The organism is Stenotrophomonas sp. 22692 (assembly GCF_052045015.1).
Taxonomy (GTDB): domain Bacteria; phylum Pseudomonadota; class Gammaproteobacteria; order Xanthomonadales; family Xanthomonadaceae; genus Stenotrophomonas; species Stenotrophomonas geniculata.
Genome location: NZ_JBQEMR010000002.1, coordinates 304782 through 326733 on the forward strand (window position 1 = coordinate 304782; position 21952 = coordinate 326733).

The window sequence follows — 21952 nt, forward strand, 5'->3', positions numbered from 1 at the left end:
GCTCGATGGCGCCATCCATGGCGCCAACGGTCCTGCCTACCCACACCGCCCCGCCTCTGACAGATTCCGTGTGCTGTTGGTGGGTGTCGACCTTGGTCGACACGATCCACGCCATGCGTGGATGAGTCCCGGTCAGGCATCGAAAAACGCATGGGGTCGGATCCCTTTTCCAGGGGAAAAGGGCTCTGACCCTGGCAACACTGAATACGGGACACAGTGCCCCTCTCCTGCTGCTATCGCCAATTCACCTTGACCTGTTAACGTGCAGTAATGACCTGTGGCATTCTCCTCGTAACACATCCCGGGGTCGGGACCGCCCTGCTTGACGTGGCGACCCGGCTCCTGCGGCAGTTGCCGCTGAAAACCGAAGCTTTCGAAGTACCGTTCGACGCAGACCTGGATGCTCTTCTCCCGCTTGCCTCGGCCGCTCTGCGGCGGGTCGATGGCGGTGAAGGTGTGCTGATCCTGACCGACCTGTACGGCGCCAGCCCCGCCAACCTTGCCGGGCAGCTGGCCCGTCTGGGGACCCCGGTTCGCCGGGTGTCGGCGCTGAGCCTGCCGATGTTGCTGCGGGTGATGAATTATCCGGAACAGGGACTGGATCAACTGCCCGCCACAGCCGCGGCGGGTACCCGTAATGGAGCGATAGTCGACGATGCTTGAACGAGAACTCACCGTGAGCAACCGCCTGGGCCTGCATGCCCGGGCCACCGCCAAGCTGGTGCAGACCCTGGCGCCGTTCCGCTGCAACGTGACCATGGCCGCCAAGGGCCGTGAGATCAACGCCAAGAGCATCATGGGCGTGATGCTGCTGGCCGCCGGCCAGGGCACCCCGGTCACGGTGCGCATCAACGGCGAGGACGAAGCCGCCGCGATGGAAGCGGTGGTCGGCCTGTTCGAACGCCGCTTCGACGAGGACAGCTGAGCGTGCCACGCGCGCGTGCCGCCCAGGTCCCTTCCAGCCAGCGGCCGGTACAGCTGCTGGCCGGGCACGGTGCTGCCCGTGGCGCGGCGATGGGCCGGGCACGGGTGCGCCTGCCGCATGCGCTGGAAGTGGCCGAGCAGCGCATCGCCGCCCATCAGATCGAGGCCGAACTGGCCCGCCTGCACCGGGCGGTGGATGCCGCGCGCACGGAAATGCACGAGCTGCGCCAGCGCCTGCATGGCGCCTTGAACCAGGAAGTGGGCGAGTTCCTCGACCTGCATGCCCTGCTGCTGGACGATCCCGAGCTGTTGTTCGGGCTGGACGAACTGATCCGCAGCGGCCCCTACAGCGCCGGCTATGCACTGCGCCTGCAGCGTGACCGCCTGGCCAAGGTCTTCGATGGCATGGACGATGCCTATCTGAAGAGCCGCATGGACGACCTGGACCATGTGATCGGCCGCATCCACGCCTTCCTGCAGCCCGAACGGCCGCCGGTGATGAAGGGCCTGGCCGGGGAGATCCTGGTCTGCGACAACATCGCCCCGTCCGAGCTGGCGCAACTGCAGGCGCAGGGCGTGGTCGGCATCGTCACCGCCGCCGGCAGCGCGCTGTCGCACAGCGCCATCCTGGCGCGCAGCCTGCACCTGCCCCTGATCGTCAACGTGCCGCAGCTGCTCAGCCGCATCGCCGATGGCGACGTGCTGATCATCGATGGCGCCGACGGCAGCATCACCGCCAACCCGCAGGCCGACAACCTGCGCGACTACCGCGCGCGCCTGAAAGAGCATGCGCGCGAGCAGCGCGAGCTCGGCCGCCTGCGCAGCAAGCCCAGCCGTACCCGCGACCAGGTCGACATCGCGCTGCTGGCCAATGCCGAATCGCTGGAGGACGTCACCCAGGCACATGCGCTGGGCGCGCAGGGACTGGGCCTGTACCGCACCGAATTCCTGTTCCTGCAGCGCAACGAGCTGCCGGACGAAGAAGAACAGTTCCAGACCTACCGCGATGCCGCATTGGGCATGAGCGGGCGACCGGTCACCATCCGCACGCTCGATCTGGGCGCGGACAAGGCCGACCGTACCGGCCTGACCCTGAGCAATGAAGAGAACCCGGCCTTGGGACTGCGCGGCGTGCGCCTGTCGCTGGCACGGCCGAAGGTGGCCGACACCCAGCTGCGCGCGATCCTGCGGGCCTCGGCCTACGGCAAGCTGCGCGTGCTGGTGCCGATGGTCAGCACCCGCGAGGAACTGCTGGCGGTGCGCCGGCGCATGCTCAAGCTGACCGAACAGCTGCGTGGCGAAGGTCACATGGTGTCCGACCATGTGCCACTGGGGGCGATGATCGAGGTGCCCGCTGCGGCGTTGGCACTGGAGAGCTTCATCGACCTGGTCGACTTCCTGTCGATCGGCACCAACGACCTGGTGCAGTACCTGCTGGCCGCCGACCGCAACAACGAGGCACTGGGCGAGCTGTATTCGCCACTGCATCCGGCCGTGCTGCGGCTGCTGCAGATGGTGATCGAGACCGGTGCGCGGCATCGCATCCCGGTGGCGGTCTGCGGTGAGATGGCCGGTGATGCGCGGATGACGCCGCTGCTGCTGGCGCTGGGCCTGAGCGAGTTCAGCCTGCACCCCGGTACACTGCTGGAGGTGCGCCGCGCGATCCGCGAGGCCGACCTGGCCACGCTGCGTGCGCGCGCACCGAAGCTGCTGGCCGCACGCGACCGCCGCGCCATCGAGCGCTGGCTGGCGCTGGTGGCCGAAACGGCCTGAGCGCCAAGGGCAGTGCCGGCCGCTGGCCGGCAATCGCCGCCATCGAGGTCCGTGAGGTTGCCGGCCAGCGGCCGGCACTACCATCGGCTGCCATGCGTGGCGGCTATGCGTTGAAACATCCCCTTGCGATAATGACGCGCTGAACACCCCTGTTGCCGCATCCTTGCCGGGATCGCGGCTTTTCTTATCCCGCGGGAGCTGCGATGGCTGAAGCTGTACGCCACGACAAGACTGCACGCCAACTGCGGATGCTGTCCGACGCACTGGACAGCGGTCGGCTGGGCCCGGTGCGCCGCCTGGTCAACACCCTGGCCCCGGCCGAGATCGGCAACCTGCTCGAATCGTTGCCGCCGGGCAAGCGCGAGGTGGTGTGGGGCCTGGTCGATCCGGAAGATGACGGCGAGGTGCTGGTCCACGTCGGCGACGACGTGCGCGAGAGCCTGCTCGCGGACATGGACCCGGACGAAATCATCGCCGCGGTCGAAGACCTGGACATCGACGACCTGGCCGACCTGGTCGAAGACCTGCCGGACACGGTCATCGACGAAGTCCTCAAGTCGATGGACCGCGAGAACCGCGAGCGCCTGGAGCAGGTGCTGTCCTACCCCGAGGACAGTGCCGGGCGCCTGATGAACCCGGACGTGGTGACCGTGCGCGCCGACGTCAACGTCGACGTGGTGCTGCGCTACCTGCGCCTGCGAGGCGAACTGCCCGACCACACTGACCACCTGTTCGTGGTCAGCCGGCGCCATCAATACCTCGGCCGGGTGTCGCTGGCGGCACTGGTGACCCACGAGGACACCACCCCGATCAACCGCCTGATCGACGACGAGCAGCCGGCGATCGATGTCGGCGAAAGCGACCAGGAGGTCGCCCGCCAGTTCTCCGACCATGACTGGATCTCGGCGCCGGTGGTGGACGACAACAACATCCTGGTTGGCCGCATCACCATCGATGACGTGGTCGACATCATCCGTGGACAGGCCGAGCACCAGGCGCTGGGCGCCGCCGGCCTGGACGAGGACGAAGATCTGTTCAGCCCGGTCTGGCGCGCCATGCGCCGCCGCTTGATGTGGCTGTCGGTCAACCTGTGCACGGCGTTCCTGGCCTCCAGCGTGGTCGGCCACTTCGAGGGCACCATCGACAAGCTGGTGGCGCTGGCGGTGCTGATGCCGATCGTGGCCGGCCTCGGTGGCAACGCCGGCACCCAGGTGCTGGCGCTGATGGTGCGCGGCCTGGCGCTGGGCCAGGTGGGCGCCTCCAACGCGCGCACCCTGTTGTGGAAGGAGGTACGGGTTGCGCTGTTGAACGGCGTGATGCTCGGCTCGGTGCTGGGCCTGATCGTATTGGCCTGGTTCCATTCACCCGGTCTGTCTGCGGTGATCGCCATCGCGCTGACCTGCAACCTGCTGTTCGCAGCGCTGGCCGGCGTGCTGGTGCCGCTCACACTGAAGCGCTTCGGCTTCGATCCGGCGCTGGCCAGTGGCATCTTCCTGACCGCCGTGACCGACTCGATGGGCTTCTTCACTTTCCTCGGCCTGGCCACGCTGGTGCTGCTGCACTGACCGCATCGAGGATCGGCCCCCGCCACGCGGGGCGCTGACCCCACCCAACTGGAACACCCATGGCAACAACGATCGAAAACTATTTCCAGCCCGGCTGGCGCGACCAGCAGCACACCTGCCCGGCCTGCGAATGGAAGGGCAGCTCGCGTGCCATGGAGATGGAGCTGGACGAGGACGCCACCGAGTACGACTGCCCGGTCTGCGAGAACCCGCTGCTGGTGGTGCTGCATCCGGACATGGCACAGGTGCAGGCAGCTGCCGCCGAAGGCAACGCCGAGGCACAGGAGCAGTTGGACATCATCGCCAGTTTCCCGCGTCCGCAGTGACGCGGCGCACGATGCCTCATTGACGTGCGGCGGACTACGATGCGGCCATACCTGCCGCTTCGGGAATTCCCATGGTCCGTTCGATGTCGCGCTGGCTGCCACTGCTGGCCCTTCTGGTGATGAGCGGTTGCACTTCGCTGCCGGACAGCGCGCGTGGTCGCTTCGAGGCACGTGCGGTGAAGGTGGAGGGGGAGACCGCCTACTATCAGGTGTTCATTCCGGCCGGCGTGCAGGCCGCCGCTCCCACCCACCTCCCGGTCATCCTGTTCCTGCACGGCTCCGGCGAGCGCGGTGCCGATGGCGTCAAGCAGACCTACGCCGGGCTGGGGCCTTACCTGCGCGAGCATCCCGACTTCCCCGCCCTGGTGGTGTTCCCACAGGTACCGGGCCATGAGGAATGGAGCGGCCGCAACAACCGTGCGGCAGTGGCCGCACTGGACGCCACGATCGCCGAATTCGGCGCCGACCCGGCACGGCAGTACCTGACTGGCATGTCGATGGGCGGCTACGGCAGCTGGAACATCGCGCTGGACGACCCGCGCCGCTTTGCCGCGATCGTCCCCGTGTGCGGCGCGGTACTTGCACCACGCGCGAAGCGCCCAACCCTGTTCGTCGAGCAGGTCGCCCAGGAAACCGATCCGTATGCCGTGATCGCGCAGCGCCTGCGGCACACGCCGATCTGGATCTTCCACGGCGCGCTGGACGACGTCGTGCCGCCGGACGACGACCGCAGGCTGCACGCCGCCTTCCAGGGCGCCAGCGCACGCGACGTGCGCTATACCGAGTACCCCGACGGCAACCACAACGCCTGGGATGCCACCTATGCGGACCCGGCAATGTGGGCGTGGCTGTTCGCGCAGAAGCGCTGAGCCACAGCTTCTGCTGGGAAACATCTGTTGGTGGATGCCTACCGTTGGTCGGCATGGATGTTGGTGGATGCCAACCGTTGGTCGGCTTGGGTATTGGTGGGTGCCGACCGTTGGTCGGCACTATCTCTCCGCTTCGGGGTAATCCATTGCCTGGTAACTCACATCGATCTCCCATCGGCACCAGGCATACGGATAATCCGCCACGCAGCTCGCCAGGTTCGCCCTGACCGGGTTGGCGACGATGTACATCGCATGGCGAAACAGTGATTCTTCAGAACGAATGGCGTGATCGTGATAGCTCGATTGCCAGAATCGTCCTGTCCTACCCAGCATGCGGTTGATCCGCAATGCACTGCTCGATTTGAAGCGTTGCATGATGCGGTCCAGCGAGAACGCTCGGATCTCCACAAGCCAATGGATGTGGTCTGGCATGACCACATAGGCAAGTGAGTGCGTCAGGCCCTCAGCATCAATGCGACGGAACACATCCATCACCTCCTGTGCCGCAGTGGCATCATCGAAGTAGCATCGACGTTCCTGGGTGACGGTGGTCAGGATGTAGGATTGCCCGATCCGGGAATGGCGGCCAAGGCGTAGGCGTGCGGTTCATGGGCCCAAGCGTGCGCCTGCCGGCATCCGTCTTCTATCGGGCAACCACGTCAGTACAGGTAGGCCCGGAACCATTCAGTGGCTAGGCCCGCACTTCACCGCACTGATGGTTCAGTGCCGACCAACGGTCGGCACCCACCAGGGCAGGTCAGCCCACCAGGGCGATCAGCCCAGCAGGGTTTCCAGCACGGCCATGCGCACGGCGACCCCGTTAGCGACCTGGCGCAGTACCCACGACTGCGGGCCGTCGGCCACCTCGTCGGTCACTTCCACGCCGCGGTTGATCGGGCCCGGGTGCAGCACCGCCGCATCCTTGCCGGCGCGGGCCAGGCGCTCGGTGGTCAGGCCGTACTGCGTGTGATACTGCTCCAGCGACGGCACCAGGCCTTCTTCCATGCGCTCGCGCTGCAGGCGCAGCATCATCAGCGCGTCGACGCCTTCCAGCATCGCGTCGAAATCATCGCCGACCACGCAGCCCTTCAGGGTCTCGTCGTCCGGCAGCAGCGACTGCGGGCCGCAGACGCGGATCTCGCCCACGCCCAGCGTGCGCAGCGCATGCAGGTCGGTGCGGGCCACGCGCGAGTGCTTCACGTCGCCGACGATCACTACCTTCAGCTTCGAGAAATCCGGGCCCTTGGCCTGGCGCAGGGTCAGCATGTCCAGCAGGCCCTGGGTCGGGTGCGAACTGCGGCCGTCGCCGGCGTTGATCAGTGCGGTGCCCTCGCCCGCAGCGTCGGCCAGTGCAGCCACGGCGCCATCATCCGGGTGGCGCACCACGAAACCGCGCACGCCCATCGCTTCCAGGTTGCGCAGCGTGTCGCAGGCGGTTTCGCCCTTGCGCGTGGACGAGGTCGAGGCATCAAAGTTCAGTACATCGGCGCCCAGCCGCTGCGCGGCCAGCTGGAACGAGCTGCGGGTGCGCGTGGACGGTTCGAAGAACAGCGTGCACACCGCCGAACCGGCCAATACGTGGCGCTTGTTGCCGACGCGGCCGACTGCGGCATCGCGGATCTGCCCTGCCCGATCGAGCAGCTGCAGCAGGGTCTCGCGCGGCAGGCCCTCCAGGGTCAGCAGGTGGCGCAGGCGTCCGGAGGCATCGATTTGCTGGGCGGTCATGGCGGTGTCGGGCAGTCAGGGAATGGGGGTGGCGTCGTCCGGCGACGACAGCCAGCGGTCGATGATCACCGCCGCGGCCACGGCATCGAGGGCGGCCGCATCACGGCGGCGCTTGCGCCCTTCGGCGCGCTCGACGGCGAAGCGGCGGGCGGCCTCGACCGAGCTGGAGCGCTCGTCGATCATCACCACCGGCAGCTTGAAACGTTCCCGCAGCTGGCGGGCGAAGCCCTGCGCACGCTTGCGGTTGGGCTGGTCCTGGCCGTCCAGGGTCAGCGGGTCGCCAACCACCAGGCCATCGGGCTTCCATTCCTTGAGCAGGCGCTCGATCGCGGTCCAGTCCGGGCCGTTGCCGTGCACATCGACCACGGCCACCGCGCGCGCATGCGCGGCGAAGGCACTGCCGATAGCCACGCCGATCCGTCGCGAGCCGACATCGAAACCCAGAACGGTGCCATCACGGAGGATCGCCGGGGCAGCAGGAACCGGTGCGGGCGCGACCGGCTCAGACATGGCCGCTGTAATCCGTCAGCCGGAACAGGTCCACGCCGATACGCGAGGCCGCACCCTGCCAGCGCTGCTCCAGCGGCAGCTGGAACACCAGTTCGGCATCGGCCGGCACCGTCAGCCAGCTGTTCTCGGACAGCTCGCTTTCCAGCTGCCCTGCGCCCCAACCGGCACAGCCAAGGGTGACCACGGCATTGGCCGGGCCTTCGCCCCGCGCCATCGCTTCGAGGATGTCGCGCGAGGTGGTCAGGTACAGGCCGTCGCCCACGGTCAGGCTGGAATCCCACGCCCGCGCGTCGTCATGGATGACGAAGCCGCGCTCCGGATGCACCGGGCCGCCGTTAAGCACCATGCGCGCCTGCAGGTCGCCATCACCGGTGGTGATGTCCATCTGTGCAAGCACTTCACCCAGCGTGTACTCGGAAGGCTGGTTGACCAGCACGCCCATCGCCCCGTTCTCGTCGTGCTGGCAGATCAGCGCGACGCTGCGGGCAAAGGTCGCGTCGAGCAGCGACGGCAGCGCGACGAGCAGGTGATCGGCAAGGGAGGTCGGCGTTACAGGCATGGCCCCATTCTACCTGCTGGGGCCGATATGGTCGCGCGATGGGCGCGTGCAGCGATGGGCTAGGATGGTGCTTTGCCATGGAAGGTCATCGATGCAGCCCTCTTCGCCCCTGAGCCTGCCGGCACGCAGCGCCATCGTCCTGATCGCCCTGCTGCAGGGCCTGATGCTGTACGCCGCGCAGGAGCTGTCCGATGCTTGGCCCTTCCGCGATATCGGCTGGCGCTACTGCTGGTACGCCTGGGTGCTGGCCATTCCCAGCGCGGTGGCGCTGAGCCTGGTCGAGCTGGGCCAGCGCCGCCTGTGGCTGCAGGCCGCGCTCGGCTCGGCGGTGGTGCTGGCGCTGGCCGCCTGGATCGGCTGGAACCTCAATGGCGAGACCGCACTGGAATCGGGCGCGCTGCAGTTCCCGCTGACCCTGGGCATGGCCGTGGCGGTGTTCGTGGCCCTGCCCTGGTGGCAGTTCCAGCTGCAGCACGGGCATTGGCGTGCCAGCTACCCCGAGTTGTTCGAGCGCGCCTGGCAGAACGGTTTGACCCTGGCTCTCGCCGCACTGTTCACCGGGCTGACCTGGCTGCTGCTGTGGCTGTGGGCGGCGCTGTTCCAGCTGCTGGAGGTGACGTTCTTCCGCGACCTGTTCCGGCAGGACGCGTTCATCGCGCTGGCCACCGGCAGCCTGACCGGGTTCGGCGTGCTGATCGGGCGCACCCAGCACCGCGCGATCCAGATCACCCGCCAGGTGCTGTTCGCGATCTGCCGCGGGCTGCTGCCGCTGCTGTCGTTCATCGCCGTGCTGTTCGTGCTGAGCCTGCCGCTTACCGGGCTGGAACCCTTGTGGAAGACCCGTTCGGCGGCCAGCCTGCTGCTGGTGCTGTCGCTGTTGCTGATGACGTTCACCAATGCGGTCTACCAGCAAGGGGAAGACAGCGCCCCCTACCCCCTGCTGCTGCGCCGCCTTGTTGAAGCCAGCCTGCTGGCGCTGCCGGTCTACGCGGCGCTGGCACTGTACGCGCTGGGCCTGCGCGTGGCGCAGTACGGCTGGACCGTGGACCGGTTCTGGGCGGTGCTGATCGCGCTGGCCGTGGCCGGTTATGCCGTGGGCTACGCGTTGGCGGTGCTGCGCCGGCAGGGGCGCTGGTTGCAGATGCTGGAGCCGGTCAACCGCTGGATGTGCTGGGCGGTGCTGGCACTGGCATTGCTGGGCAACTCGCCGCTGCTGGACCCGGTGCGGCTGACCCTGTCCAGCCAGCTGGCGCGCCTGCGTGCGGACCCGCCGGCAATCACCAGCAGTGACGTCAACGTGCTGCGCTTCGATCTTGGGCGCCGTGGCGTGCAGGCGCTGCGCGAGCTGCAGCGTGATCCGGCCATCACCGCCGATGCCAACGCGCCACAGGTGATCGCGGCAGCGCTGGCACGCACGTCACGCTGGGATGACGGACAGCGCCTCGACAAGGGGCCGCAGGACGTCGCTGCCCTGCAGCGCGCGCTGAAGCTGGCCAAGGGATCCAGCTCGCCACCGGACGATTGGTGGCAGGCGCTGGCCACGCGTTCGATCAATGGCGAATCCTGCGCCCAGAGCGAGCGCGACTGCCTGATCGTGCATCGCGACCTGGACGGCGATGGCACCGGCGAAGTGCTGCTGTGCGAGCTGTACACCCACCGTGGACCGGACTGCGTGCTGTACGCACGTGGCAGGGATGCCCAGTGGCGCCGGGCCGGCTCGCTGTTCGGCACCGTCAGCGGCCAGGCCGAGGCGATCAACCAGGCCCTGCGCGATGGCGAACTCACTCTCGAACCGCCGCGCTGGCCGATGCTGTCCATCGGCGGGCGCCCTGCGCTGGCCATCGATCCCGAACCCGAATCCAACGAGTCTTCCCCATGAGCGGCTACTGCCTCATCGCCCCGGGCCATCCGGTGCACGACTACTACCACGCCAACGAGTACGGCTTCCCGCAGCGTGACGAGCGCGAACTGTTCGAGCGGCTGGTACTGGAGATCAACCAGGCCGGGCTGAGCTGGGAAACGATCCTGAAGAAGCGCGAGGGTTTCCGCGCGGCCTATGACGGCTTCGATGTGGACCGCGTGGCAGCGTATGCCGAGCAGGACATCGAACGCCTGCTGTCGGACGCGGGCATCATCCGCAACCGGCTGAAGGTGCTGGCGGCGATCCACAACGCGCAGGTGATCCAGCAGCTGCGGGCCAGCCATGGCAGCTTCGCGGCGTGGCTGGATGCGCATCACCCGCTCAGCAAGGCCGACTGGGTGAAGCTGTTCAAGAAGACGTTCCGCTTCACCGGCGGCGAGATCACCGGCGAGTTCCTGATGAGCCTGGGCTACCTGCCCGGTGCGCACGCCGAGAATTGCCCGGTGCATGCGCGGCTGCTGAAGCTGTCGCCGCCGTGGCTGCAGGCCGCCGTACGTTGAAGGACGGCCGCCGGGCATGGCCCGGCGCTACCGGAACCGCCACGTAGTAGCGCCGGGCCATGCCCGGCGAACGCGGAGAGCGCGATCACACGCCCATGTAGCGGCCGGGGCGGTGGTTGAACATCAGCACCAAGCTGAGCACCACCGCGCCGATGGCCGAATACAGCACCTTGGAAGGCGACAGCACGAAGAACGCGGCCACCATCAGGCAGGCGTCGTAGGACATCTGCACCTTGCCCGCGCTCCAGCCACGGGTGCGCTGCAGGTACACCGCCAGGATGCCGATACCGCCGAGGCTGGCACGGTGACGGATGAAGAACAGGATGCCCAGGCCGGACAATGCGCCACCGACGATCGCCGAATACAGCGGGTGGATGTGCGAGAAGTCGATCCAGCGCGGCAGCAGGTCGGTCAGCACGCCGCAGGCGGTGACCGCGGCGAAGGTCTTCAGGGTGAATTCCCAGCCCATGCGCCGCACCGCCACCCAGTAGAACGGCAGATTGACCAGCACGAACACCACGCCGAAGTTCCAGTCCAGCGCGTAATGCAGCAGGAACGCCATGCCGGCCATGCCGCCGATCATCAGCCCACTCTTGGCGAAGATGGCCAGGCCCAGCGAGGCCACCATCGTGGCCAGCACCATGCCCTGCACATCCTCGGCGATCGAGTGGCGCAGCGCTTTTTCGTCGGCGGTGGTGCCGGCGCTATCGGGCGGCGGGGTCAGCGGGCCGGCGGTGACCAGGTGGCCGTCAGCGTCGTCGCACGGCGCGGGGCCATGGGAGGGAAGGGACATACGGGTGGGGAACAGCAGGTGGGGAGCGGTATTAGACACGATCTGCATGACAGTTGCAGATGAAATCGTTCAGCCACCCTTGCCCATTCAGTTATTTCGGGACCGCTGCAGTCAGCACGGCCAGCATGTCTTCTCCGGCCTCGTCCATTCCGGTCTCGACGAAACCGAAGCTGCCGTAGAAGGCGCCGGCCACCGGATTGCGCGGGTTGTAGCAGATCTCGATCTCGGCCAGCCCGGGCGTGGCCCGGATCTGCGCCAGCGCCAGTTCCAGCGCACGTCGACCGATGCCGCGGCCCTGCCAGCGTTGATCGACCATGAAGCGCCAGATCGACATCCGCTGCGGCGTCTCCGGCACCCACATGAAGAACCCGACCCACTCGCCATCGGCACGGATGGCGCGGGTCTGGTAACCGGGATTGAAGGCTGCCTGCACCAGCGACCAGGTATTGCCGGCCACGAAGTCCTGCTGCGCCTCGCTGACGTCAAGGTCGCACACCGCCTCGTAGTTGTCGGAGGTGATCGTTTCCAGCGTGACCTGCATGCGGGCGTCCTGCCTGAGGATGGACGCCCAGTCTGCCCGTCCCTGCATCCCGTGGGGCGAGGCCGCCGACAACCGTTCAGCGCGGGGTTGCCTGCTCAGCCCTTGCCGGCCAGATGGTGCGCCACCAGCGCGTTGGCATGGCCATGGCCCAGCCCATGTTCACTCTTCAGGAAGCTGACCAGTTCCATGTGTTTCAGGCCCTTCTTCCCGGCCAGCAACCCGAACCAGTGCGCCACCGGCTGCCCGTAGGTCTTCTCGATGGAGGGGAAGTACGAGGCCGGGCCCTTGGGCTTGGTGTCAGTGCTCATGCGGAAGCTCCTTGCGTTGGATGTACCGGTACGACGAACCGGGGAGCCGGAAATCGACAGATCCGTTCAATCCGGGAGCCGTATCATCCTGTCATGCCCCGCGAAAATCTCAACGACCTGCAGGCCTTCGTCCACGTTGCCCGCGAGGGCAGCTTCACCAAGGCCGCCGCCCAGCTGGGCGTATCCCAGTCCGCGCTCAGCCATGCCATGCGCGGTCTGGAAGAACGTCTCGGCGTGCGCCTGCTGACCCGCACCACCCGCAGCGTCTCCACCACCGAAGCCGGGGCCCGCCTGCTCGATACCCTGGGTCCGCGCCTGGCCGAGATCGAGGACGGGCTGGCCGCGCTGGCCGAGTACCGTGAACGCCCGGCCGGCACCATCCGCATCAATGCCACCGGCCACGCCGCCGAGTACATCGCATGGCCACGGCTGGCGCCGCTGCTGCAGCAGTATCCGGATTTGAAGGTGGAACTGGCCGCCGACTACGGGCTGGCCGACATCGTGGCCGAGCGCTATGACATCGGCATCCGCCTCGGCGAGCGGCTGGCGCGCGACATGGTCGCTGTGCCGATCAGCCCGCCGCTGCGCATGCGCGTGGTCGGCGCGCCCAGCTACTTCCGCCAGCATGTGGTGCCACGGCATCCGGACGAGCTTGCAGGCCACAACTGCGTGACCCTGCGCCTGCCCACGCATGGTGGGCTGATGCCGTGGGATTTCGGCCAGGATGGCAACGAACTGAGCGTGCGCGTCACCGGCCAGTGGACCTTCAACACCATGGGCATGACCCGCGCCGCTGCGCTGGCCGGCAGCGGATTGGCCTGGCTGCCGGAAGACCAGGTGCAGCCGATGCTGGACGATGGCCGGCTGCAGTCGGTGCTGGACGACTGGTGCCCCCACTTCGATGGCTACTACGCGTACTACCCGTCGCGCCGCCACGTCACCGTGGCGATGCGCACGGTGCTTGATGCGCTGCGTGGGCCGATGGGGTGAGGATCAAGGAGTGCGGACCAACGGTCCGCACCCACCACCAACGTTCCGCACCCAGCTGTTGATCAGCCCTTGGCCTGGGCGGCGCGCTGCGCGTTGTAGCGCTCGCCGACGATCGACACTTCGTCCAGCGCCTGTGCGATGCGTTGCAGCTCCTCCGGTGCCAGCTGCAGGTCGGCCGCGCCCAGGTTTTCCTCCAGGCGAAGGACCTTGGTGGTGCCTGGGATCGGCACGATCCACGGCGCCTGTGCCAGCAGCCAGGCCAGCGCCACCTGCGCCGGGGTCGCACCCCGCGCCGCCGCGATCGTGCTGATGCGATCCACCAGCGCCTGGTTGGCGCGACGCGCTTCCACTTCGAAACGCGGCACGCTGTTGCGGAAATCGTTGGCGTCGAAGGTGGTGTCGGCGTTGATCGCACCGGTCAGGAAGCCGCGGCCCAGCGGGCTGAACGGCACGAAGCCGATGCCCAGCTCCTGCAGCGTCGGCAGCAGTTCACGCTCCGGTTCGCGCCACCACAGCGAGTACTCGCTCTGCACCGCAGCCACCGGCTGCACCGCATGCGCGCGACGCACGGTGGCAGCACTGGCCTCGGACAGGCCGAAGTGGCCGACCTTGCCCTCGGCGATCAGGTCGCGCACGGTGCCGGCCACATCCTCGATCGGCACGTTCGGGTCGACGCGGTGCTGGTAGAACAGATCGATATGGTCGGTACGCAGGCGCTTGAGGCTGGCTTCAGCCACGGCGCGGATGTTCTCCGGGCGGCTGTCCAGGCCGGTATCGACGCGCGCGTCCTTGAAGCCGAACTTGGTGGCGATCACCAGCGTGTCGCGGTACGGCGCCAGCGCCTCACCGAGCAGGTCTTCATTGGTATACGGGCCGTACACTTCGGCGGTATCGAAGAAGGTCACGCCGCGTTCCACCGCAGCGTGCAGCAGGGCGATGCCCTGGCTGCGCTCGACCGGCTGGCCATAGCCGTGGCTCAGGCCCATGCACCCCAGGCCGAGGGCGGAAACCTTCAGGCCACTGCGGCCGAGTTCACGTGTCTGCATCGTCATGCTCCAGAGGGGGAGCGCTGACGATACGCCTGCTGGGGCGCTGGATTGAACCGACTGGATGGCAGTCGGTCATGACTGGAATTCATCAATCCGGTCACGACCGTTGCCGGCCGGGTCACCGGATCTCGGAGATCTCCACGCCATCCAGCCCCTGCGACAGGGTACGCGCGTCGCCGCCCTGGCTGAGCTTGATGCGCAGGCGCACCTCGTTCTGCGAATCGGCGTAACGCAGTGCGTCCTCGTAGCTGATCTCACCGGCCTGGTACAGCTCGAACAGGCTCTGGTCGAAGGTCTTCATGCCCAGCTGGACCGAGTCCTTCATCACTTCCTTCAGCTTGTGGATCTCGCCATCGCGGATGTAGTCCTGCACCAGCGGCGTGCCCAGCAGAATCTCCATCGCCACCTTGCGCGAGCGGCCATCGGGCGAAGGAATCAGCTGCTGCGCAACCACGCCCTTCAGATTCAGCGAAAGGTCCATCAGCAGCTGGTTGCGGCGGTCTTCCGGGAAGAAGTTGACGATGCGGTCCATCGCCTGGTTGGCGTTGTTGGCATGCAGGGTGCACAGCACCAGGTGGCCGGTTTCGGCGAACGCGATGGCGTGGTCCATGCCTTCGCGGGTACGCACTTCGCCGATCATGATCACGTCCGGCGCCTGGCGCAGTGTGTTCTTCAGCGCCGCTTCCCAGCTGTCGGTATCGATGCCGACTTCACGCTGGGTGATGATGCAGCCCTCGTGCTTGTGCACGAACTCGATCGGGTCTTCGATGGTGATGATGTGGCCGGTCGAGTTCTGGTTGCGGTAGCCGATCATCGCCGCCAGCGATGTCGATTTGCCGGTACCGGTGGCACCAACGAACAGGATGATGCCGCGCTTGGTCATCGCCAGCGTCTTGATGATCGGCGGCAGGCTCAGCTCTTCCACGGTCGGAATGCGCGTCTCGATGCGACGCAGCACCATGCCGACCTGGTTGCGCTGGTAGAAGCAGCTGACGCGGAAGCGGCCGACACCGGACAGGCCGATGGCGAAGTTGCATTCATGCGTCTTCTCGAACTCCTCGCGCTGCGCAGGGGTCATCACGTTGAGCACCAGGTCGCGGCTCTGCTGCGGCGTGAGCGGGGTCTGCGTGATCGGCGAGATCTTGCCGTTGACCTTCATCGCCGGCGGCATGCCCGCAGTGATGAACAGGTCCGAGGCGCGCTGGTGCGCCATCAGCTTGAGGAACGAAGTGAAATCGATGGTGGTCGCGGTGGTGTTCACGGCAGGCTCCCGGAAAAGCGGTTTACCAGGTAACGGTCGGTGGAGGAAACAACACGGAGCGGCCGCGCCATTGCACGCGCCGCCCGTGGCTGCCCTGCCTTACTCGAACAGGCGCTTGTCCTTGGCGTAGTCGCGGGCCTGGTTGCGGGTGATCAGGCTGCGCTTGACCAGGTCCTGCAGGTGCTGGTCCAGGGTCATCATGCCGTACTGCTGGCCGGTCTGGATGGCCGAATACATCTGCGCCACCTTGTCCTCGCGGATCAGGTTGCGGATGGCCGGGGTGCCGACCATGATTTCCCACGCAGCGGTACGACCGCCGCCGACCTTCTTCAGCAGCGCCTGCGAGATCACCGCACGCAGCGACTCGGACAGCATCGAGCGCACCATCGGCTTTTCGCCGGCCGGGAACACGTCGATGATGCGGTCGATGGTCTTGGCCGCCGAGCTGGTATGCAGGGTGCCGAACACCAGGTGGCCGGTTTCCGCGGCGGTCAGCGCCAGGCGGATGGTTTCCAGGTCGCGAAGTTCGCCGACCAGGATGATGTCCGGGTCCTCACGCAGTGCCGAGCGCAGCGCTTCATTGAAACCATGCGTATCACGGTGCACTTCGCGCTGGTTGATCAGGCACTTCTGCGAGGTGTGCACGAATTCGATCGGATCCTCGACGGTGAGGATGTGGCCGTATTCGTTCTTGTTGATGTAGTCGATCATCGCCGCCAGCGTGGTCGACTTGCCCGAGCCGGTCGGACCGGTCACCAGGATCAGGCCCTGCGGCTGCTGGATCACTTCGCGGAACAACAGCGGGCAGGCCAGGTCCTCGAGGGTGAGCACCTCGGACGGAATGGTACGGAACACCGCACCGGCGCCGCGGTTCTGGTTGAACGCGTTCACACGGAAGCGCGCCAGCGACGGAATCTCGAAGGAGAAGTCCACTTCGAGGAATTCCTCGTAATCGCGGCGCTGCTTGTCGGACATGATGTCGTACACCAGCGCATGGACCTGCTTGTGGTCCAGGGCTGGGATGTTGATCCGGCGAACGTCGCCGTCCACGCGGATCATCGGCGGCAGCCCTGCGGACAGGTGCAGGTCGGACGCTTTGTTCTTTACGGAAAACGCCAACAGTTCGGCGATATCCATGAGCGGCTACTCCCCAATAACGGCTTCGACTGGAAGGATCTTTCCCCGGGCGGCAGTATAGCCTCCTGATTCAACGGAACGCGTTACGTGGCCACTCCCCTGCCCCAGATCCTGAGCAACCTGCATGCCGCCGCCGAGGCCGCGGGCAGGCCCGATCCACGCCTGCTGGCGGTGTCCAAGACCCAACCGGCCGAGGCCGTGGCCGCGCTGGCCGCACAGGGCCAGCATGCCTTCGGCGAAAACTATGTGCAGGAAGCGCTGGCCAAGATGCAGGCGCTGCAGCACCTGGCGCTGGAGTGGCACCTGATCGGCCACCTGCAGTCGAACAAGGCCGATGCCGTGGCCACCCACTTCGACTGGGTGCAGAGCGTGGACCGGCCCAAGCTGGTAACGGCGCTTGCGCGCCATCGCCCGGCCGCGCGCGGCCCGCTGAACGTGCTGATCCAGGTCAACATCGACGACGAATCCAGCAAGCATGGCTGTGCACCGGAGGAAGTGGACGTACTCGCCGCCGCAATTGCCGCCGAACCCACCCTGCGCCTGCGCGGACTGATGGCGATTCCCGCGCCATGGCCCGAGGCCGAGCACCGTCGGGATGCATTCGTGCGCATGCGCACACTTTTCCAGTCGCTGGCTGCCCAGCACACGCAGATCGACACGCTGTCGATGGGCATGAGCAGCGACTACGCCGAAGCCATCGCCGAGGGTGCCACCCTGGTGCGGATCGGTACCGCACTGTTCGGCGCGCGCCCGCGCCCAGCCTGACTTTCCAAGGAGCTTTCCATGGCAGCTGATTCCATCACTTTCATCGGCGGCGGCAACATGGCGCGCAGCCTGATCGCCGGCCTGATCCGCCAGGGCACACCCGCCGCGCACATCCACGTCGCCGAACCGGTGGCCGAACTGCGCCAGGCGCTGGCCGCCGACTTCGGTGTGCAGGTGCATGACAACGCGATTGATGCCGCTGCGCAGGGCAGCACCTGGCTGCTGGCGGTGAAGCCGCAGGTGCTGCGTGAGGTCTGCCAGTCGCTGCGGGCACTGGCACAGGCGAACCGACCGATGGTGGTGTCGATTGCCGCCGGCATCACCAGCGCGCAGCTGCAGCGTTGGCTGGGAGGCGACCTGGCAGTGGTGCGCGCGATGCCGAACACCCCGGCCCTGCTCGGCGCAGGTGTGACCGGCCTGTTCGCCACACCGTCGGTGGACACGCAGCAGCACGCACAGGCCGAGAAGGTGCTGGCCAGCGCAGGCCGCACCGTGTGGATCGACAGCGAGGCGCTGATGGATTCAGTGACTGCCGTATCCGGCAGTGGCCCGGCCTATGTGTTCCTGCTGGCCGAAGCGATGGAAGCGGCGGGTATTGCCCAGGGCCTGCCAGCCGACGCCGCGCGCACGCTGGTGGTGCAGACCCTGCTGGGTGCCTCGCGCATGCTTGATGAAGCCGGTGAGAGCCCGGCCGAGCTTCGCCGCCGCGTGACCTCGCCGAATGGCACCACCCAGGCCGCGATCGAGAGCTTCCAGGCCGGTGGCTTCGAGGCCCTGGTGGACACCGCACTGCGTGCCGCACAGGTGCGTGGGCAGGAACTGTCTGCGGCGAATGATTGATCCCGATGCGTGCCGACCAACGGTCGGCACCCACCGTCATCCACGCCTGGCGTGGATGCTCATTGCCCCAATGTGGTCATGACGAAATCGACGAAGCACTGCAACCGCGGACGCGGCCTGCGGTCGGGCAGGTAGATCAGGTGCATCGGCCGTGGTTCGGGCAGGTAGTCGCGCAGCAGCGGCTTCAACCGCCCTGCCGCGATCTCGCCGGCCAGCAATGCGGTCGGCTGCAGCACCAGCCCCGCGCCGGCGACCGCCGCTTCGCGCAACGCAAACCCGTCATTGCAGGTCAGGCGCGCCTCCCAATCCACCTGTTCGCCATTGGCCAACTGCCAGCCGTGGCCACCGCGCCAGGCCAGATGGCTCAGGCAGTCATGCCCTTCCAGATCGGCGGGCGTACGCGGCGTGCCGCGCTTGCGCAGGTAAGACGGCGCCGCGCACAGGCTCATCGCATACGGCGGCAGCGGCCGCGCCACCACCTCCTGCGATGGCAACGGCCCGACCCGGATCGCCACGTCGAAGCCGTCCTCGATCAGATCCACACGGCGGTTGCTCAGGTCCAGTTCGATGTTCAACTGCGGCTGCGCGCGCAGCAGGCCGGCCAGTTGTGGCGCCAGCACGCAGCTGCCCCAGGTGGTGGGTGCGCTGACCCGCAGCAGCCCGCGTGGCTGTATCTGCAGTCCGGCCACGTCGGCCTCGGCCTGCTGCACCTGCTCCAGCACCTGCCGGCACCCGGCCAGGTAGGCGCTGCCGGCTTCGGTCAGGCGCTGGCGGCGGGTGTTCCGTTGCAGCAACGCGGTGCCCAGGTGCGTCTCCAGCTGCTGGATGTACTTGCCGACCATCACCGCCGAGACCTGCAGCTGTTCGGCAGCCCCTGCGAAGCTCCCGCGCTCGGCCACGGCGACGAAGGCCTGCATGCAGCGAAGGGTATCCATTGCTAATCCAGAGTTAGGAATCTGCGAAGCATACGCCGCTTACCTAACCGCACCGTGACGGCGCAGACTGCGCTCACTCCCTCACGCAAGGAACGGCCATGAAGATCCTCCTCGTCGGTGCGAGCGGCACCCTCGGCCAGGCAGTCGCCCGCCAGCTCGGCCAACAGCATCAGATTCTCGCCGCCGGCCGCAGCAGCGGCGAACTCCGAGTGGACCTGACCGATGACGCCAGCGTCGCCGAACTGTTCGCGCGTACCGGCCCGGTCGATGCGGTGATCTCCACCACCGGCTCGGTGCACTTCGGCCCGTTGCAGCAGATGACGCCAGCACAGTTCAACATCGGGCTGCAGGACAAGCTGCTGGGGCAGGTGCGGCTGGCACTGGCCGCCCAGCACCACCTCAACGCCGGCGGTTCGATCACCCTGACCAGCGGCATCATCAGCGCCCAACCGATCCGCGATGGCGTCAACGCCACCGCCGTGAACGCCGCACTGGAAGGCTTCGTGCGTGCGGCAGCACTGGAACTGCTGCCGCGCGGCCTGCGCATCAACGTGGTCAGCCCGAACGTGCTGATCGAATCGATGGCGGCGTACGGCCCCTACTTCCCGGGCTTCGAAGCCGTGAGCGCGCAGCGCGCGGCGCTGGCCTTCCAGCGTGCAGTGGAAGGCATCCAGAGCGGCGAGACGATCACGGTCTGGTAAGAAAAAAGGGGACGGAGGGGATTAAGTCGTTAATGCACAAACGACATAATCCCCTCCGTCCCGTTTTCGTGGGTCACTCCCAGCGCATCGGGCCGTCGCCGCGTTCGCCCAGGATGTCTTCGGGATTGGCCAGGCGGCAGCGCTGCAGCGACAGGCAGCCGCAGCCGATACAGCCGGTCAGCTCATCGCGCAGCAGCTGCAGCATGTGGATGCGCTCCTCCAGCTCGGTGCGCCAGCGCGCGGACAGCTTGGCCCAGTCGGCCTTGGTCGGTGCGCGGCCCTCGGGCAGGCTTTCGAAGGCACGGCCGACGGCTTCCAGTGGCATGCCCACCCGTTGCGCGACACGGATCACGGCCAACCGTCGCAGCACGTCACGGCTGTAGCGACGCTGGTTGCCCGAGGTGCGCAGGCTGCTGATCAGCCCCTTGCGCTCGTAGAAATGCAGCGCCGAAACCGCCACGCCACTGCGCTGGGAGACTTCGCCTACGCTCAGTTCCTGGGACACCATTGCTTGACCTCAACTGCAGTTGAGGTGGCATGCTGCTATCTTCGCCGCCAGTTGACAAGCGCGGCCCGCATCCAACTTGTATGTCCCCCACTGTTTCGCCCGCCGACGCGGTTGTGCAGGCTGATACGTCGATCCTGTCCCCCCGCTATCGCGCCACCACCCTTGGCATGGTGGCGCTGGTCGCGCTGCACGCCTTCGAGGCCTTGGCGGTGGCGGCCGCCATGCCGACCGTGGCCGTGGCACTGGACGGCCTGCGCCTGTACGCACTGGCCTTCGGCGGTACCCTGGCCACCAGCGTGATCGGCATGACCCTGGCCGGACGCTGGGCCGACTGCCACGGGCCGGCACGGCCGCTCTGGTACGGGTTGGCCTGCTTCGTCCTAGGCCTGCTGCTGGCCGGCTTTGCCATGCGCATGGGCATGCTGGTGGCAGGACGCCTTCTGCAGGGCCTGGGCGCGGGCGCGATCTCGGTTTCGCTGTATGTGATGGTCGGCCGCAGCTACCCCGAGCATCTGCGGCCGAAGGTATTCGCCGCGTTCTCGGCCGGCTGGGTGGTGCCGTCCATGATCGGCCCCGCGCTGAGCGGGCTGATCGTGCAGCATCTCGGCTGGCGCTGGGTGTTCCTGGCCGTGCCACTGCTGGCCATTCCGGCCGCGCTGCTGCTGCGCCCGGCACTCACGCGCATGCAGCCCACCGATGGCGGCCTCGCCAACGATGGGCGAGGCAACGTTGTGCGCTGGGCCAGTGGTGCCTCGCTGGCGGCGCTGCTGCTCTACTTCGGCGGCCAGCAGCAGGGCCTGCCTGCGCTGCTCTGCATCGGCGTGGCGATGCTGGGGCTGCTGTTCTGCGTGCATCGACTGCTTCCGCCCGGAACCCTGATCCTGCGCCGTGGCCTGCCCAGCGTGATCGCGCTGCGCGGCGTCGCGGCGGCCGCCTTCTTCGCCTGCGAGGCCTACCTGCCGCTGCTGCTGCAGCGCGAACGCGGGCTCTCGCCCAGCTGGGCCGGTGCCGTGCTCAGTCTTGGCGCACTGGGCTGGTTCGCCGGTTCATGGCTGCAGGGTCACCAGCAGCGTGGCTGGTCGCGCCAGCAGCTGTTGCGGGTGGGCACAACGATGATGACGGTCGGCATCGCCGCCACGCTGGCCGTGCTGTTCAACGTGGTGCCACTGCCGGTGTCGCTGCTCGGCTGGGCCGTGACCGGCTTCGGCATGGGCATGATCTACGCGAGCCTGTCGGTGCTGACGCTGTCGTTGTCGGCGCCGCAGGAGCAGGGTACCAACACCTCGGCACTGCAGCTGAGCGAGGCGCTGTCGGTGACCACCGCGCTGGCGGTTTCCGGCGCGCTGTTCGCGCTGTTCGTGCAAAGCGCACCCCACACCGGTTACGCGCTGTGCCTGGCGATCACCTTCGGCCTGGCGCTGCTGGCCACGGTGATCGCGCGGCGGGTGTAAC

23 protein-coding genes and 2 pseudogenes are annotated in these 21952 nt (G+C 67.2%); 13 read left to right on the forward strand and 12 right to left on the reverse strand.

Annotation, left to right across the window (positions count from 1 at the left end):
• The first annotated feature begins 270 nt into the window (after window positions 1-270).
• The 6 genes from ACTJJM_RS03715 (at window position 271) to ACTJJM_RS03740 (ending at window position 5457) form a co-directional block, all read left to right on the forward strand.
• Window positions 271-663 (forward strand): PTS sugar transporter subunit IIA, encoded by a 393-nt coding sequence (locus ACTJJM_RS03715; RefSeq protein WP_010483657.1) that lies wholly within the window; start codon window positions 271-273, stop codon window positions 661-663.
• Window positions 656-925 (forward strand): HPr family phosphocarrier protein, encoded by a 270-nt coding sequence (locus ACTJJM_RS03720; RefSeq protein WP_005408385.1) that lies wholly within the window; start codon window positions 656-658, stop codon window positions 923-925. The genes ACTJJM_RS03715 and ACTJJM_RS03720 overlap by 8 nt, the downstream gene beginning before the upstream one ends.
• Window positions 926-927: 2 nt before the next feature.
• The gene (gene ptsP, locus ACTJJM_RS03725) at window positions 928-2697 is read left to right on the forward strand and encodes a phosphoenolpyruvate--protein phosphotransferase (protein ID WP_010483659.1); all 1770 of its coding nucleotides are present in this window, start codon (window positions 928-930) and stop codon (window positions 2695-2697) included.
• 203 nt (window positions 2698-2900) lie between these two features.
• On the forward strand, window positions 2901-4262 hold the full coding sequence (gene mgtE / locus ACTJJM_RS03730) for a magnesium transporter (RefSeq protein ID WP_010483662.1): 1362 nt from the start codon (window positions 2901-2903) through the stop codon (window positions 4260-4262).
• Window positions 4263-4321: 59 nt separating this feature from the next.
• Entirely contained in the window at window positions 4322-4588 is a 267-nt protein-coding gene (locus tag ACTJJM_RS03735) for a hypothetical protein (protein WP_010483664.1), read from the forward strand.
• 71 nt (window positions 4589-4659) lie between these two features.
• Window positions 4660-5457, forward strand: coding sequence for a prolyl oligopeptidase family serine peptidase (locus tag ACTJJM_RS03740; RefSeq protein WP_019337120.1), 798 nt, complete (start codon window positions 4660-4662; stop codon window positions 5455-5457).
• Window positions 5458-5577: 120 nt separating this feature from the next.
• Here ACTJJM_RS03740 and ACTJJM_RS03745 read toward each other — a convergent pair.
• The 4 genes and pseudogenes from ACTJJM_RS03745 to ACTJJM_RS03760 form a co-directional block, all read right to left on the reverse strand.
• Window positions 5578-6060, reverse strand: a pseudogene (locus ACTJJM_RS03745) (REP-associated tyrosine transposase); the annotation flags it as partial.
• A 171-nt stretch (window positions 6061-6231) separates the two neighbouring features.
• The gene (locus ACTJJM_RS03750) at window positions 6232-7182 is read right to left on the reverse strand and encodes an aspartate carbamoyltransferase catalytic subunit (RefSeq protein WP_010483671.1); all 951 of its coding nucleotides are present in this window, start codon (window positions 7180-7182) and stop codon (window positions 6232-6234) included.
• A 15-nt stretch (window positions 7183-7197) separates the two neighbouring features.
• Window positions 7198-7692: a Holliday junction resolvase RuvX gene (gene ruvX, locus ACTJJM_RS03755; RefSeq protein WP_440865160.1), complete on the reverse strand. Its 495-nt coding sequence runs from the start codon at window positions 7690-7692 to the stop codon at window positions 7198-7200.
• On the reverse strand, window positions 7685-8251 hold the full coding sequence (locus ACTJJM_RS03760; protein WP_005408377.1) for a YqgE/AlgH family protein: 567 nt from the start codon (window positions 8249-8251) through the stop codon (window positions 7685-7687). The genes ruvX and ACTJJM_RS03760 overlap by 8 nt, the downstream gene beginning before the upstream one ends.
• A gap of 91 nt (window positions 8252-8342) precedes the next feature.
• On the opposite strand from ACTJJM_RS03760, the gene ACTJJM_RS03765 reads away from it, so the two are divergent.
• Together ACTJJM_RS03765 and ACTJJM_RS03770 are read left to right on the forward strand one after the other, a co-directional pair.
• Window positions 8343-10130 (forward strand): DUF4153 domain-containing protein, encoded by a 1788-nt coding sequence (locus ACTJJM_RS03765; protein ID WP_440865161.1) that lies wholly within the window; start codon window positions 8343-8345, stop codon window positions 10128-10130.
• Window positions 10127-10672: a DNA-3-methyladenine glycosylase I gene (locus ACTJJM_RS03770; protein ID WP_197602420.1), complete on the forward strand. Its 546-nt coding sequence runs from the start codon at window positions 10127-10129 to the stop codon at window positions 10670-10672. Before ACTJJM_RS03765 ends, ACTJJM_RS03770 begins: the two co-directional genes overlap by 4 nt.
• 85 nt (window positions 10673-10757) lie before the next feature.
• Here ACTJJM_RS03770 and ACTJJM_RS03775 read toward each other — a convergent pair whose 3' ends face one another.
• From ACTJJM_RS03775 to ACTJJM_RS03785, 3 genes are all read right to left on the reverse strand, one after another.
• Entirely contained in the window at window positions 10758-11465 is a 708-nt protein-coding gene (locus ACTJJM_RS03775) for a YitT family protein (RefSeq protein ID WP_029379885.1), read from the reverse strand.
• A gap of 91 nt (window positions 11466-11556) precedes the next feature.
• Window positions 11557-12006 (reverse strand): GNAT family N-acetyltransferase, encoded by a 450-nt coding sequence (locus ACTJJM_RS03780; protein WP_019338302.1) that lies wholly within the window; start codon window positions 12004-12006, stop codon window positions 11557-11559.
• 95 nt (window positions 12007-12101) lie between these two features.
• Window positions 12102-12314 (reverse strand): DUF4287 domain-containing protein, encoded by a 213-nt coding sequence (locus ACTJJM_RS03785; RefSeq protein ID WP_014646220.1) that lies wholly within the window; start codon window positions 12312-12314, stop codon window positions 12102-12104.
• A 93-nt stretch (window positions 12315-12407) separates the two neighbouring features.
• Between ACTJJM_RS03785 and ACTJJM_RS03790 the strand changes: the two genes are divergently transcribed.
• Window positions 12408-13304 (forward strand): LysR family transcriptional regulator, encoded by an 897-nt coding sequence (locus ACTJJM_RS03790; protein WP_197602103.1) that lies wholly within the window; start codon window positions 12408-12410, stop codon window positions 13302-13304.
• A gap of 62 nt (window positions 13305-13366) precedes the next feature.
• Here the strand turns inward: ACTJJM_RS03790 and ACTJJM_RS03795 are convergent, their stop codons facing one another.
• The 3 genes from ACTJJM_RS03795 to ACTJJM_RS03805 all read right to left on the reverse strand — a co-directional run bounded on the left by ACTJJM_RS03795 (window position 13367) and on the right by ACTJJM_RS03805 (window position 16751).
• Window positions 13367-14350: an aldo/keto reductase gene (locus tag ACTJJM_RS03795; RefSeq protein ID WP_197602104.1), complete on the reverse strand. Its 984-nt coding sequence runs from the start codon at window positions 14348-14350 to the stop codon at window positions 13367-13369.
• 121 nt (window positions 14351-14471) lie between these two features.
• A complete protein-coding gene (locus ACTJJM_RS03800) occupies window positions 14472-15614 on the reverse strand; it encodes a PilT/PilU family type 4a pilus ATPase (RefSeq protein ID WP_006422552.1) in 1143 nt (380 codons plus the stop codon).
• A 99-nt stretch (window positions 15615-15713) separates the two neighbouring features.
• Window positions 15714-16751, reverse strand: a complete 1038-nt coding sequence (locus ACTJJM_RS03805; protein ID WP_440865162.1) for a type IV pilus twitching motility protein PilT — start codon at window positions 16749-16751, stop codon at window positions 15714-15716.
• 87 nt (window positions 16752-16838) lie between these two features.
• Between ACTJJM_RS03805 and ACTJJM_RS03810 the strand changes: the two genes are divergently transcribed.
• Together ACTJJM_RS03810 and proC are read left to right on the forward strand one after the other, a co-directional pair.
• A complete protein-coding gene (locus tag ACTJJM_RS03810) occupies window positions 16839-17516 on the forward strand; it encodes a YggS family pyridoxal phosphate-dependent enzyme (protein ID WP_100447906.1) in 678 nt (225 codons plus the stop codon).
• A gap of 18 nt (window positions 17517-17534) precedes the next feature.
• A complete protein-coding gene (gene proC, locus ACTJJM_RS03815) occupies window positions 17535-18356 on the forward strand; it encodes a pyrroline-5-carboxylate reductase (protein WP_049481360.1) in 822 nt (273 codons plus the stop codon).
• 59 nt (window positions 18357-18415) lie between these two features.
• Here proC and ACTJJM_RS03820 read toward each other — a convergent pair whose 3' ends face one another.
• Window positions 18416-19291, reverse strand: coding sequence for a LysR family transcriptional regulator (locus ACTJJM_RS03820; protein WP_029379886.1), 876 nt, complete (start codon window positions 19289-19291; stop codon window positions 18416-18418).
• Window positions 19292-19362: 71 nt separating this feature from the next.
• Between ACTJJM_RS03820 and ACTJJM_RS03825 the strand changes: the two are divergent.
• Window positions 19363-19992 (forward strand): annotated as a pseudogene (locus tag ACTJJM_RS03825) (short chain dehydrogenase); the annotation flags it as partial.
• Between the two features lie 73 nt (window positions 19993-20065).
• Here ACTJJM_RS03825 and soxR read toward each other — a convergent pair.
• A complete protein-coding gene (gene soxR, locus ACTJJM_RS03830; RefSeq protein ID WP_010483703.1) occupies window positions 20066-20500 on the reverse strand; it encodes a redox-sensitive transcriptional activator SoxR in 435 nt (144 codons plus the stop codon).
• 29 nt (window positions 20501-20529) lie between these two features.
• Here soxR and ACTJJM_RS03835 point away from each other — a divergent pair, with 29 nt between their 5' ends.
• Complete coding sequence (locus tag ACTJJM_RS03835; RefSeq protein ID WP_440865163.1) at window positions 20530-21951, forward strand: MFS transporter; 1422 nt, start codon at window positions 20530-20532, stop codon at window positions 21949-21951.
• The last annotated feature ends 1 nt before the right edge of the window (window position 21952 follow it).

Excerpts from the sequence above, each read along its gene's own strand:
- ACTJJM_RS03715 (WP_010483657.1), top strand. The coding sequence starts at position 271 with ATGACCTGTGGCATTCTCCTCGTAACACATCCCGGGGTCGGGACCGCC.
- ACTJJM_RS03720 (WP_005408385.1), top strand. The coding sequence starts at position 656 with ATGCTTGAACGAGAACTCACCGTGAGCAACCGCCTGGGCCTGCATGCC.
- mgtE (WP_010483662.1), top strand. The coding sequence starts at position 2,901 with ATGGCTGAAGCTGTACGCCACGACAAGACTGCACGCCAACTGCGGATG.
- ACTJJM_RS03735 (WP_010483664.1), top strand. The coding sequence starts at position 4,322 with ATGGCAACAACGATCGAAAACTATTTCCAGCCCGGCTGGCGCGACCAG.
- ACTJJM_RS03740 (WP_019337120.1), top strand. The coding sequence starts at position 4,660 with ATGGTCCGTTCGATGTCGCGCTGGCTGCCACTGCTGGCCCTTCTGGTG.
- ACTJJM_RS03750 (WP_010483671.1), bottom strand. The coding sequence starts at position 7,182 with ATGACCGCCCAGCAAATCGATGCCTCCGGACGCCTGCGCCACCTGCTG.
- ruvX (WP_440865160.1), bottom strand. The coding sequence starts at position 7,692 with ATGTCTGAGCCGGTCGCGCCCGCACCGGTTCCTGCTGCCCCGGCGATC.
- ACTJJM_RS03760 (WP_005408377.1), bottom strand. The coding sequence starts at position 8,251 with ATGCCTGTAACGCCGACCTCCCTTGCCGATCACCTGCTCGTCGCGCTG.
- ACTJJM_RS03765 (WP_440865161.1), top strand. The coding sequence starts at position 8,343 with ATGCAGCCCTCTTCGCCCCTGAGCCTGCCGGCACGCAGCGCCATCGTC.
- ACTJJM_RS03770 (WP_197602420.1), top strand. The coding sequence starts at position 10,127 with ATGAGCGGCTACTGCCTCATCGCCCCGGGCCATCCGGTGCACGACTAC.
- ACTJJM_RS03775 (WP_029379885.1), bottom strand. The coding sequence starts at position 11,465 with ATGTCCCTTCCCTCCCATGGCCCCGCGCCGTGCGACGACGCTGACGGC.
- ACTJJM_RS03780 (WP_019338302.1), bottom strand. The coding sequence starts at position 12,006 with ATGCAGGTCACGCTGGAAACGATCACCTCCGACAACTACGAGGCGGTG.
- ACTJJM_RS03785 (WP_014646220.1), bottom strand. The coding sequence starts at position 12,314 with ATGAGCACTGACACCAAGCCCAAGGGCCCGGCCTCGTACTTCCCCTCC.
- ACTJJM_RS03790 (WP_197602103.1), top strand. The coding sequence starts at position 12,408 with ATGCCCCGCGAAAATCTCAACGACCTGCAGGCCTTCGTCCACGTTGCC.
- ACTJJM_RS03795 (WP_197602104.1), bottom strand. The coding sequence starts at position 14,350 with ATGCAGACACGTGAACTCGGCCGCAGTGGCCTGAAGGTTTCCGCCCTC.
- ACTJJM_RS03805 (WP_440865162.1), bottom strand. The coding sequence starts at position 16,751 with ATGGATATCGCCGAACTGTTGGCGTTTTCCGTAAAGAACAAAGCGTCC.
- proC (WP_049481360.1), top strand. The coding sequence starts at position 17,535 with ATGGCAGCTGATTCCATCACTTTCATCGGCGGCGGCAACATGGCGCGC.
- ACTJJM_RS03820 (WP_029379886.1), bottom strand. The coding sequence starts at position 19,291 with ATGGATACCCTTCGCTGCATGCAGGCCTTCGTCGCCGTGGCCGAGCGC.
- soxR (WP_010483703.1), bottom strand. The coding sequence starts at position 20,500 with ATGGTGTCCCAGGAACTGAGCGTAGGCGAAGTCTCCCAGCGCAGTGGC.
- ACTJJM_RS03835 (WP_440865163.1), top strand. The coding sequence starts at position 20,530 with ATGCTGCTATCTTCGCCGCCAGTTGACAAGCGCGGCCCGCATCCAACT.